The following is an 11,980-nucleotide window of genomic DNA, read 5'->3' on the forward strand; positions in this document are numbered from 1 at the left end:
GGCTAGCAGCAGCAAAACTAGGCTTAGGATACTTAGGATTTCCAAACCATCCATTCGCAAACTATTATCCACCATGGGTAATGAACCCAATGGCATATGGGTTAAAGAGTAGTAAAAGCGTAAATAGTGATACATCAAGCTTACCACTAATACTAATACTATTAGGCTCAACAATATTGGCAACTGAAGTATTAATAAACAAAAAATTCATAAGCAAGGAAATGATTGTAAGATTAATCAAATTATAAATAAGATTTTTTTCTATTTATGTTTTGTTTATACTTTTCTAACTCAGTATGGAATTCTTCTAATTCAATTTAAACTGATGCCAACCGCTTCTAAATAATTATATAATTACTATCCTCAATAAATTTACTGAAATTGAATATAATATATACGTTAAGTCATGGCGAGGTAGTATAAAAAAGATTTGAAGTGTATTTAACTAAAACTTAATTCATTAATAAGGAATATTTATAAGTTATCAAGACAAACAATTAACTATGTGTTATGAAAAATATGAGAAAACTATGATACAACAGAGAAAAGCTAGAAAACAGAAGGTTGTAGCACCTTTACCTACCAGCTAAGTTAAGAAGAGTTTTTTGCCTTTAATTTAAAATATTTTTTATATAATTTATTAACTTCTCTAGAGTTAACTTTCCTTCCATGACTTCTAAGCCCACCGGTGAAATTATAAGGGATGTGAAGAATTTCGTGTATCAAGACTCTAATTTTATCTTCGTAACTTAATTTTAAGAATCTCTCAGATATTAGCTCTATTACATAGACTGGTTTCATTTCAAATGCGTTTATGATAACCTTAGGAATACTCCAGATTCTAGCTATTGCTCTACTTTTACTACCAGTTGAGTACACAACTCTAACTCTATCAACATCGATATAGTTCAGATTTAACGTGATGATAATATCCCTAACTAGTTCCTCTTCTTGTATAGCCCTATTATAACTTATCATATCTTATCACTAGAAAAGGATAGAATTACATTCACTAACTCTCTTATTTTCTGTCTTAATACATTTTCTCCTAGTTGCTCATCAATAATGATCGGCTTTCCATCATTTAACACACCATATATGTTTCCCTCTTTTGAAGGATATAAGGTGAAAACTCCAGTTTTAACGTTATAATCCTTTATCTCCTTTATCTTATCTATTTTAACTAAACTTTTGTTAATTACATATATCCTTGATGTCTCAATACTGCCTGCATGAAGATCATTAACCTTGAAGACTTCCTTATCCTTATCGTCAAATACGTTAAAGATTAGCACCTTAGCTTTATCATTATTCATGTTAAATTCCCTCTGAACTAACGGTAAAAAATAATTATTACCTCCGTGACCGTTAACTATAACAAATCTTGTTAAACCTAAGTTATCTTTCGCACTATACAAAATGTCTTTTACTAGGGAAATTGCTGTTGCAAAACTCAGCGTAACGAAAGGAAATCCCTTATGCTCGATGGAAACTCCATAGAATATTGTGGGAAATAAAAGTACCCTATCCTTTAACTCCTCTTCTACTTTGACAGAAATATATTCTGCAATAATTCCGTCAGTGCCTAGAGGTAGATGAGGACCATGTTGCTCGATGCTTCCTATCGGAATAATTCCTACCGAATCACTCCTTATGTCATCTTTTGTTATTTCCACTAACTTCATTGATATGTATACATTATAGGACGTTTTTATTTGTTGCTTTTTCCAACTTTCTCTCTGGCATGAATGGTCAAGCTTTCCTCATCTTGTAACACTAAGGATCTCAATTAACTTGAACAGAATAACGTAAATTGTTAAAGCAATTTTCCATCTAAATCTTTAAAGATTTAGGAAAATTATTCAAGGACATGTAGATTAAATTTAGAGTCTAATAAAAATATATTTAAATAATTTAATAAAAGATTACAATATTTCGATTTCCTTATTGAATATATCCTTAGGTAAATACGCTGTTACTATCCAGTTAGGTACGTCAACTACTTCACTAACCCTTAAGTTCACAGCTACGCTCGCTAGCATATAAGCCTCCACTGGAGTCATATATTTACTTAAGATCGAAATTATACCTTTTATAGCCTTTTTCGATGCTATCCATAAATTGTTATCGATACCTGGATAGGCTATGTATTCATTATACTCAGTTTCTTTAACCTTTTTAGTTACGAACACGGGTTGTGATAATCCTACATTTTTCAGTAATTTAATCTTCATAGTTACTTCCATTGGAGCCTCTATTGCTGTACCACAAACTTCTCCATCGCCTTGTGCTAAATGCGTATCCCCCACTGATAATAAAGCTCCTTTTACGAAAACTGGTAAATACAATTTAGTCCCAACCGTTAGATGCTTAATATCCATATTACCTCCATTTTCTCTAGGCGGAATAGTACTAAGCTTCCCTCTAGTTTGTAAAGCCGTGCCTATAACTCCAGGGAATGGATTCAACGGTATTTTAACCTCTAGATCACCAAATTTAGCGTAAGCATAATTATCATCAGCCTTCCATATTTTTAAGGCAGGCCCTAAAACATCTATTGGTGAAGTATATTGCTCATCGGCGAGGAATCCAAATCCTGGCAAAACTCCGGTCCATCCCCAACCTTTATTCTTAAACTCTAGGAACTCTATTTCTAAAGCGTCTCCAGGCTCAGCGTTCTTTACTTCTATAGGTCCAGTTAGTGGATGGATTCTGGAGAAATCAAGCTTTAGTAAATCTTTTTCTATAGATGATGGAGTTACTTGACCATCAGACGCCTCTTTAGTCTCTACTGTTATAATGTCCCCATCACTTATACTCATTATAGGTTGTAATGAGTTATCCCACTTATTGTGGGTTATAGCATGTATAGTGTATTGCATCGATATTCATTACCTTTTCAACCTTATAAGTTTGGAAGTTTTCGAATACTTTAATACTGACCTCCTTCCTAAATGGCTTGCCTTTGCCAGTTCATGCTCCCTAGATTATGTAATATTTTTCGAAAAAATTTAAATAACAATAAAGGATTAGTAAGAGACATGGAAGATAGAAAAATTAGCCCATTCTTATTATCCCTACCGATAAGGAAAATATTTGATAACGTTAATGAGGTATTAAAATACATTAAGAGTGGGATGACCGTTCTAGATCATGGATGTGGCCCTGGATTTTACACTATTCCTATCGCTAGAAAAGTTGGAGATAAAGGATTCGTTTATGCTGTTGACTCTGATGAAAAGCAGATAAAGGTGTTGCAGAGAAAATTAGAAAGGTTAAATATCAATAATGTGAAGACAATAGTTTCTAGGGATTTATCGCAGATACCATCTAACACTATTGATTTTTTGTTATCAAAGGACGTTTTATGTTGCACAGTTCTACATAAAGAGTTAGCAGAGGAAATAAAAAGGGTTCTTAAACCTAACGGCTTAGCCTTTATTACCATAAGAAAGGGCTTTGGTTCTGATCCTAGAAATATTACATCAAAAGAATTATTCTCCTTATTTCCAGACAGTTTAATTAAAAGGGATGGAGTGTTTACGGCACTAGTATTATATATGAAAAGAACTGACTAATATTCGATAGTTGATTATAGTATATAATAGAGTAAATTATGAGACGCTTGTATTAGACTCTAGTTTTCTGACTTCTTCCCCGCTATAGAGGCTTTCCTCAACTTTGAAATACCTTTAAGTTTTTTAGCTCGAATCGTCACAATTAAACGTGGTGAGGAGAACTCCCCAGACTGAACGATTGATGAATCCTTTAAGTGCTGACCTTATATTACCTTTAGCCCTCTTAGATTAACCTCAATTTGTTTCCTAAGTATTTCCCCTGCTGTACCCCCTATGTCTATTTCTCCTATACTAAAATCTTTGTTAATCATTTGTTCCAGATGACGGCTTAACACGTTGGGACTAACAATGCCACCATGAGCTAATCCTACCATATTAGGCTTCAAGTTTATTTGGAATTTAAGGCTATTGACATATTCATCATAATCTAATGGGGGAGGTGTAGTTGGTATTACCACACCATTAAAGAAAGCTCCTGCGCTATCTCCGGTGAATAATACATCGTTAACCATTACTGAAATGTGATGCTTAGCATGACCTGGAGTATGATAAATTTGCAAAATTCTCCCTTCTCCCAGATCAAAATTTTCTCCTCCATCAACCTCTATGACTTTATCTTGTTCTATCTTAGTGAACTCTCCATAAACATAATATAGATCTCCTAAGACATTTCTTGCTGATTCGTTAAGTCTCTTAACGCCCTCATCAGAGGTTAAATATTTCTTAAAACCGCTTTTCACCAAGATTTTAACGTTCTTATACATATTAATTATCTCTTGCAGTAGTCCTATGTGATCTATGTGAATGTGCGTCAAAATAACTAAGTCCAGCTTGTCGAGAAAAGATGAATCCATGATTGAGTTTGAAACTCCAGCATCTATCATTACGTTCATTTTATCCCCACAAACTACATAAACTGTAACAATCTCTGGAAATTCTGGAGGACCAGCTGGGACTGCGTGAAGACCTCTACAAGGCATAAGTATTAAGAATTATTTACCAATAAAAAAGATTATGTTAAAAGTCACATTTCGGTCCTAGAATTTACAAAATGTGGAAAAGCCTCGCCGTTTATGGCAGGAATGATAAAATCGTTGAAGCCAACTCTATATGCAGATGGGTGGGGCTCTCCTACACTCTTGACTGTCATATGACAATCGTTAAGGGAGACCTATAAGGGGAGGAAGTCAGAATACTTAGGTTTTTTGTAAGTATGACGCAGTAAGTAATATGGGAGTTGATACTCTAATTATGGAGAGACAAGTTGGTTTCAACCCAGAATTTACTTATGGTCTACTAGCAACCATGAAGGAGAAATCCTCCATAGCATTAAAAAGTTCATCAAGTGCTTTTAGGTGGTATTTAACTCTTAATTAACGGATACAAGATACATGCTCTCGAAAAGATTTTATTTATATTAAAATAACAAAGAACTTAGGGATATAATTTATTGAATTAGACTCATAAAATCGATTTAATTTATTCAGTGACCTTTATGTGTGCTAACAATGAATTTATTATACTCAAGAACATAGATTAAATAATGAAGTATCAAATAATTATTGCAATAATAGCTGTTGTATTAATTGTAGTTGGCATATTATTTTTGGAAAGGAATCTTTTAATAACTCAGCAAGGAAATATATCAAAGGTTGTCTTTCCAACTCAAGATCAAATTACCCCTGCTCTGGGAAGTGGTTGGAATGTAACTGGTATTCTAGAAGAGAACTTTAGCAACGCAGTATATAGTCAATATCCTGGTGCTATAACGTTATACCAAGAATACATTCAGAATGGTAATCAAACCATAACTCTCACTGTATTACTCCTTAACTCTACTACTAATATCCAAGGAATTAAGGTAGGGAAGTACTTGATTACAGCAAATATCACTGGTAATTCAACGCCAATAAATCTTAAGAGTATAGAAAATTTGGAACTGAGCTCGCTGAGGAGTGGCAAAGGTTTATCTCCTACGCTTAACCCTCTGCTAATCCCAGTCAAGGAAAACATCACACTATTGGAGTTTGGAAATGCAACAACGAGAAATTATACGCTTTATTTTGAATCAATAGAATATAACAAAACTTTCACATATATTGATTTAGCTGTATCTTCAAATATTAGTAACCTATTTAATCAATTATTATCGTCTGCCGGTAAGAATGTAACCATTTCCACTTTTGACAATGCAAAGTATTTCAATATAAGCTTCACGAGCTTCTATGGTTCAGTTTATTATACTGTGGGAATTAAGGATAATTATTTAGTCTTCATACAATCCGAGACTCCTCAATCATTCACGTTCTTTACTTATATAATAAACGAGTTACCTTGAGAGATTTAAGCGAATGCAGTATGTTGTCTAATTTTTACGTTAAAATAGCTTTTAGATATTAAGATTTTTTGCTAACAGATGTTTAATATACATAAATTTTGTCCAACCAATCTAAATAATTTATGTTATTAACAATCTTAATGAATCCTCGTTTCATGAAAAAAGTACAACACTAACAAGTTATAAAGTACCAGAATCTGGAAAATAGATTAAAAAGTTTTAATGATCACCCAATTAATGAATATAAATGAGAAACACTTAAGACGATTGCATGAAAGAAGAGGTAAAAGTTTCAATAGCATCAAGTATAGGGATTGCTTTTGAATTTTATGATTTTTTAATATTTGGATTCGTAGCAAGTATATTAGCTCAACTATTCTTTCCATCATCTAATAAGATAGCATCACTCTTAGCTACTTTCGCTGCATTTGCTACAGGTTTTGCTGGCAGACCTCTAGGAGCTATAGTTTTTGGACATTTAGGTGATAAGATAGGCAGGAAATATACTCTGATCCTCACAATGAGTATAATGGGACTTTCATCTCTTTTCACCGGTCTATTACCAGGCTATGCTATTTTGGGCATTCTTGCCCCAACCCTATTAGTGTTGCTGAGGTTCCTTCAAGGGTTTTCACTAGGCGGGGAATTCGGAGGAGGGATAACCTTAACTGCTGAGTTCGCTAAACCATCAGAAAGAGCTACTTATGTAGGAATAGCTCAGATGGCCCAAGGTATAGGTCCGCTCATGGCTACTGGGCTTATATTTATATTCTCGTCATTAATGTCTCCACCATCATTTTCCTCAATAGGTTGGAGAATTCTATTTGTAATAGGAGCTTTCATAGCAATTATAGGTATCATTATTAGACTAAAGATTAACGAATCACCGGTATTCAAGAGAATACGAGATACTAATGAGGTATCTAAAATTCCGTTAGCTGAGGCTTTCAAAAAATATTGGAGAAGAATATTATTAGGATTAGGTTTTATAGTAGGTGGAACCACGCTCACTTATGCTACTAGTGTTTTTGCTACCTCATACTTAGAGGACATTATCGGAGTTCCAGCTAGATTAGTGTCATTAGCATTAGTGATAGGTTACGTCGTAGAAATCATTGCAATATATGTCTTTGCAAAAATTGCAGACAAGGTAGGGAGGAAACCCATGATGATTGCTACAGCCCTAGGATTGCTTATTTTCGTCTATCCTTACTTTTTCCTAATCTCTACTGGTCTATTCTCACTGATTGTATTAGCACAAGTGATCTATTCAATCATAGGCTCAATGGGCACGGGAGCGTATGCTGCTGCATTAGCAGAGATGTTTCCTACCAAAGTGAGATATACTGCACTATCTTTTGACTATCATGTAGGTGTCGCAATATTTGGAGGAACTACTCCATTTATAGCTACTTATCTAATTCTTGCCACTGGATATAAGCTGGCTCCAGTGTTTTGGGGAATTGCTGGAATGATAGTTACATTAATAGCTTATAGTTTATATAAGGAAACTAAAGGCATAGTTTTTGAAGGTCAAGAAAAGGTGAGCTAAATTGGATATAAGTATTAAGGGAGGGGAATTATTTACCGGAAAAGAACTATTAGGTAAGTTTAACATTTATATTAAAGATAAGAAAATTGTGGAAATTTCTAAAGAAGATAAACAAGCTGAAGTTGAAGTTAATGCCAAGGATATGTTTGTAATGCCAGGCTTAATAGATGCCCATATACACTTAAGTGGAGTCAAAGGAGGAAGTCTGCTGAAAACTATGTTTGAGAAACCTGAGTACAGAGTTTTGAGAGCTTCAAAGTGGTTAGAGAGATTACTACTAGCAGGTTTCACTACGGTTAGGGATTGTGGAGAGAGTATTTCAATAGCATTAAAAAGGGCTGTAAATGAGAAAATAATCAAAGGACCTAAGATCATTGCAGCTGGAAGACCAATTTCACAAACTTTTGGCCACGGTGAATTAAGCCATGACTTACCACTAGAGTTCTCCAAAGCCTTAAGCTTCTCTGAATTTTGTGACGGTGTAGAGTCGTGTATCCATGCTTCAAGAAAAGTGTTAAGGGAAGGAGCTGATTTCATAAAGATATTCGCTACTGGAGGTGTACTGTCACAGCGGGACAAACCAGAAAATCCTCAACTAAGTTATGAGGAAATTAAGGCAATAGTTAATGAGGCTGAGAAAGTAAATACGTATGTTGCTGCACATGCTCATGGTGATAAAGGGGCGAGAATAGCTATCGAAGCGGGTGTAAAAACTTTAGAACATGGTACTTTACTACGTGATGATACTCTAAAGTTAATGGTAGAAAAGAGAGTTAGCTTGACACCTACTTTAACTATTCAAGAATTAATATATAAATATGGTAAACAAATAGGCGTTGACGAGTGGGGACTAGAAAAGATAAATTCAGTCAGAGAAAGTGTAGCTGAAGTTGTTAGAAAGGCTAAAGAGTATGGAGTGTTAATCATTAATGGAACTGATCTAGGGTTTGAGACTGGTTTAGATGAAATTGACATGGGTAAGAATTGGATGGAAACTGTATTACTCGTAGAAAGAGGTAATTTATCTAACGTAGAGGCATTAAGGGCTTCAACGTATAATTCAGCAATTGCAATAGGAAATGACGCTGGGATTATAGATATTGGAAGACCAGCTGACATTATTGTAATTAACGGTAATCCTTCTGAAAATATTAGGGATATATCCAAGGTTGTTCACGTCATAAAAGATGGTAGTTTAGTAGTTGAAAATAAACGATTAACTGATTCTCTCTAAAACTAGACCATAATGGTAAGGTGTTGGATTGAACCTTTTTACGATCTTAAATCCCTTAAACCAATATAGGTATTCTTTCTCGCTCATCCTTATACTGACTGGGGGTCCGAAATTAGTATTTTCTTTTTTCCAATCAATTATTATAACTCTTCCATCATCCTTAAGTATTCTATTCACCTCGTTAATTATTTCCTCCTTGTTCTCCATATCGTGAAACGAATTAGCGAACAAGATGTAATCTACCGATTTATTTTCGATTGTTTTTGAGTCCGTAAGAGTAATGGCATTACTAATTTTCCTCTTAACTTCTTCTAAGGCTATAACGTTAACATCAATACAATAAAGCTTAGATGCGTACTGAACTAGATATTTGCAATAAAATCCATTACCACAGCCGTAGTCTACTATTACAACGCCCTTATTCGTAATGACACTAGGTAAGAACTCTTCTGGTCTCTCATATTTCCTTCTAAACTCTTCTGGGGGATAAAAATGGCCGTGCATTAAAAATTATAGACCATGAATAAATATAAAGATTAATGGTTTTAAGTTCTGTGTAAGTTTTATCAAAAAGATAAAAGGTTTAAAAATCTTGTACTCCCTATAGATGAAGTAAAATTCTTATCGCAATGTTTTAAATCAATGCATCACCTCAATAGTGTAGACAAGAATGTAAGTGTTATCTTTTCTCTTCCGTGATCTTCCTTCTCAATAAATATCTCTGTATTTTCCCACTTTCAGTCTTGGGTAATTTGTCGACGAAGTCCACTTTTTCTAGATGTACGTGCTTAGAGTATTTAGTAGAGACATACTTCATTATCTCATCTTTCAATTTTTCGTTTGGTTCATAACCTGGTTTCAATACCACGTACGCATGAAGAATATGACCTCTTACAGGATCTTCATCTGCAACTACTGCCGACTCAAGAACTGCTGGAAATTCTAATAGTACGCTCTCTACCTCAAACGGACCAACTCTATATCCAGAAATCTTAACTACGTCATCTTTTCTACCTACAAACCAGAAGTATCCATCGGAATCCTTGTATGCATTGTCCCCAGTTAGATACCAATCTCCCCTAAATGAGTCTTTAGTCTTCTCAGGGTTATTTATATAACCTAGAAAATGAAAACCTGGAGAAGTTCTCTTTACTGCGATAATGTCGTCTATCACGTCAACATCATAGCCTGGAGCAGGTAGACCCATACTACCGATCTTTACCTCAGCATCATATCCCCAACCGTTGTACACTACCATTCCTACTTCAGTCTGACCGTAATGATCTTTGATCATAACGTTATAGTTATCTTTAAACCACCTTATTACTTCTGGATTTAAAGGCTCTCCCGCAGAACTAGCTCTCTCTAAGACTAAATCATATTTCTTCTTCACAGTCCCAGCTATCATCCTATATGCTGTAGGAGCAAACGCGAAATTAGTTATCTTGTTCTCTTCCATAAACTCCATTGTCCTATCTGGCTGAAACGGTTCATCAAGGAAGATTACTGTCTTTCTAAAGAGCAAAGGACCAATAATCCCATAATATAGTCCATATGCCCAGCCCGGATCTGCTGGATTCCAAAAAACGTCTCTCTCCCTCAGCCCTATCCCGTACTTCATATAAACATATGTGTTAAGAAGTAGTCTCTTCGATATTAACGCTCCCTTAGGAAGACCAGTAGTTCCAGATGTGTAGAGGAGAATTATCGGATCGTCCCAAGAGGTCTTATTTGGCTCTTTTAATTCTCCGTAACTTAACATATCATCTAGTTTAGAGAAAGGAGTACATGATATTTTCTCCTTTTGATCATCTTGACAGAATATAACCTTAGGTTTAATATCATTAATTCGCATTTCTATGGCTTTAGGTCCGAATGCGGTAAATAGTGGCTGATATATAGCTCCTATACTTAACGTTGCTAATAGGACAATAATCTGCTCTATTTTCTTAGAAGCCAAAACTGATATAACGTCTCCTTTCTTTACTCCTTGAATTTCCTTTAAGTAAAGCCCTAACTTAAATGCCTTAATTTTTAGGTCATAAAAAGTTATTTTCTCTCTTCCATCTTTAGATATCCTTATTACTGCCTCTCCCTCATGAGAAGTTAAGGAAAATACTGGATTATCTTCCTTTACAAAATTTATAGCTTCTCTCAAATTAAATTTCTCCTTCACTTCGCTATAAGATGTCATATTATTTTATTGTATACGGAGAAATATAAAGATATAATGAAACATTTATCTGGCTATGTGTATGAAAATATTATAAATTTTCCATATGCTAGCTGTCTTTCATATTGGTGCTACGTGGTTATGAAAATATTAACCGAATCCAGCTTATTAAATCAGTCTATTTCTTAAGCACGTTACAGTATTTTTTCCATTAATTTTTTATTTTAAAATTTATTGACTGAGAGAATTACCGATGAGCAACTATCTTATAAGGATATAACGTCTTCTAAAGACTGTTCATAATTATCTAGGAAATTTATTAATGTTCATGATATTCGTTTCTTTGAGAATGAATATTTAAAATACAAGTTAATAATTGAATCAAAAACGAGATACTTTGATTACGAAGTATCCCATGATAATTGCTATCACGTGTGCTGAAGTGCAGTAAATACAAATAGCATGTATTAGATCAATTTCAGTATAAATTAGATATCCTACGAAGATAATACCTACCACCCATGGGAAAATTGTTAATTCCCTCTTTATCATCCAAAGTGACATCATTAGTATAAACCAAGCTAATCCTAAAACAGAAACAGGTATGCCGAAAAATCTTGAGTATGGACTTGATGCTACAGTACTACAACTAACATAGGAGTTGACATTACAGTATCCAGTTAGATGAGTTTGAAACAATGTTTCATATGTTAAATAAGAAGAGATTAGTATACCTATTGTTGAAAGTAAAACGAAGACGAGGGTTAACGATCTTGATGACATTAATGAATCAAATACATCGTGATTTTTAAAGACTCGTATGAATCTTTTTGACAGTTACCCTGACTTCCTTCCCGCCAAAGAGGCTTTCCTCAACTTTGTAAGCTATAGTTAAATTACCCACCAATGATAACTACCATAAGTCTTTTCTAAACCCCTTTTATAATACCAAATAAACAATTTAGTTGGAATATGTCTTGATCGAGAAATGAGTACAAAATTGTAAAAGCGTAAAAATGACATAAGGAGTATAATAAATAGAAAATTATAATTGAATATAATTGAATATATGAGTAGGTTTAAAACTTATTATTATGAGGGCGTA

12 protein-coding genes and 1 pseudogene are annotated in these 11,980 nt (G+C 34.2%); 6 read left to right on the forward strand and 7 right to left on the reverse strand.

Going from position 1 to position 11,980, the window contains the following annotated elements; genetic code table 11:
* Nucleotides 1-248, forward strand: a pseudogene (locus DMP16_RS04710) (hypothetical protein); the annotation flags it as partial.
* A 343-nt stretch (nucleotides 249-591) separates the two neighbouring features.
* Here the strand turns inward: DMP16_RS04710 and DMP16_RS04715 are convergent.
* From DMP16_RS04715 to DMP16_RS04725, 3 genes are all read right to left on the reverse strand, one after another.
* Nucleotides 592-978: a putative metallopeptidase gene (locus DMP16_RS04715; RefSeq protein WP_069283293.1), complete on the reverse strand. Its 387-nt coding sequence runs from the start codon at nucleotides 976-978 to the stop codon at nucleotides 592-594.
* Entirely contained in the window at nucleotides 975-1,685 is a 711-nt protein-coding gene (locus DMP16_RS04720; RefSeq protein WP_069283295.1) for a creatininase family protein, read from the reverse strand. The genes DMP16_RS04715 and DMP16_RS04720 overlap by 4 nt, the downstream gene beginning before the upstream one ends.
* A gap of 240 nt (nucleotides 1,686-1,925) precedes the next feature.
* A complete protein-coding gene (locus tag DMP16_RS04725; RefSeq protein WP_069283298.1) occupies nucleotides 1,926-2,882 on the reverse strand; it encodes an acetamidase/formamidase family protein in 957 nt (318 codons plus the stop codon).
* A 159-nt stretch (nucleotides 2,883-3,041) separates the two neighbouring features.
* Between DMP16_RS04725 and DMP16_RS04730 the strand changes: the two genes are divergently transcribed.
* Nucleotides 3,042-3,578 (forward strand): class I SAM-dependent methyltransferase, encoded by a 537-nt coding sequence (locus DMP16_RS04730; protein WP_231961095.1) that lies wholly within the window; start codon nucleotides 3,042-3,044, stop codon nucleotides 3,576-3,578.
* Between the two features lie 203 nt (nucleotides 3,579-3,781).
* On the opposite strand, the gene DMP16_RS04735 is transcribed toward DMP16_RS04730, so the two are convergent.
* Entirely contained in the window at nucleotides 3,782-4,558 is a 777-nt protein-coding gene (locus DMP16_RS04735; RefSeq protein ID WP_069283300.1) for an MBL fold metallo-hydrolase, read from the reverse strand.
* 250 nt (nucleotides 4,559-4,808) lie between these two features.
* Here DMP16_RS04735 and DMP16_RS10930 point away from each other — a divergent pair, with 250 nt between their 5' ends.
* From DMP16_RS10930 to DMP16_RS04750, 4 genes are all read left to right on the forward strand, one after another.
* Entirely contained in the window at nucleotides 4,809-4,955 is a 147-nt protein-coding gene (locus DMP16_RS10930; protein ID WP_156770067.1) for a hypothetical protein, read from the forward strand.
* Between the two features lie 166 nt (nucleotides 4,956-5,121).
* Nucleotides 5,122-5,916 (forward strand): hypothetical protein, encoded by a 795-nt coding sequence (locus DMP16_RS04740; RefSeq protein WP_069283302.1) that lies wholly within the window; start codon nucleotides 5,122-5,124, stop codon nucleotides 5,914-5,916.
* 271 nt (nucleotides 5,917-6,187) lie between these two features.
* Complete coding sequence (locus DMP16_RS04745; protein WP_069283303.1) at nucleotides 6,188-7,468, forward strand: MFS transporter; 1,281 nt, start codon at nucleotides 6,188-6,190, stop codon at nucleotides 7,466-7,468.
* A 1-nt stretch (nucleotide 7,469) separates the two neighbouring features.
* Nucleotides 7,470-8,702, forward strand: coding sequence for an amidohydrolase family protein (locus tag DMP16_RS04750; protein ID WP_069283304.1), 1,233 nt, complete (start codon nucleotides 7,470-7,472; stop codon nucleotides 8,700-8,702).
* Here the strand turns inward: DMP16_RS04750 and DMP16_RS04755 are convergent.
* The 3 genes from DMP16_RS04755 to DMP16_RS04765 all read right to left on the reverse strand — a co-directional run bounded on the left by DMP16_RS04755 (nucleotide 8,685) and on the right by DMP16_RS04765 (nucleotide 11,658).
* Nucleotides 8,685-9,206, reverse strand: coding sequence for a class I SAM-dependent methyltransferase (locus DMP16_RS04755; RefSeq protein WP_069283306.1), 522 nt, complete (start codon nucleotides 9,204-9,206; stop codon nucleotides 8,685-8,687). The genes DMP16_RS04750 and DMP16_RS04755 overlap by 18 nt on opposite strands.
* Nucleotides 9,207-9,381: 175 nt before the next feature.
* Nucleotides 9,382-10,896 carry an acyl-CoA synthetase gene (locus DMP16_RS04760; RefSeq protein ID WP_069283308.1) on the reverse strand — a complete coding sequence of 505 codons (1,515 nt, stop codon included), beginning with the start codon at nucleotides 10,894-10,896 and terminating at the stop codon, nucleotides 9,382-9,384.
* Between the two features lie 360 nt (nucleotides 10,897-11,256).
* Nucleotides 11,257-11,658, reverse strand: a complete 402-nt coding sequence (locus DMP16_RS04765) for a vitamin K epoxide reductase family protein (protein ID WP_069283310.1) — start codon at nucleotides 11,656-11,658, stop codon at nucleotides 11,257-11,259.
* Nucleotides 11,659-11,980: the final 322 nt, after the last annotated feature.

It is taken from the genome of Sulfolobus sp. B1 (assembly GCF_007050195.1).
Lineage (GTDB): Archaea > Thermoproteota > Thermoprotei_A > Sulfolobales > Sulfolobaceae > Saccharolobus.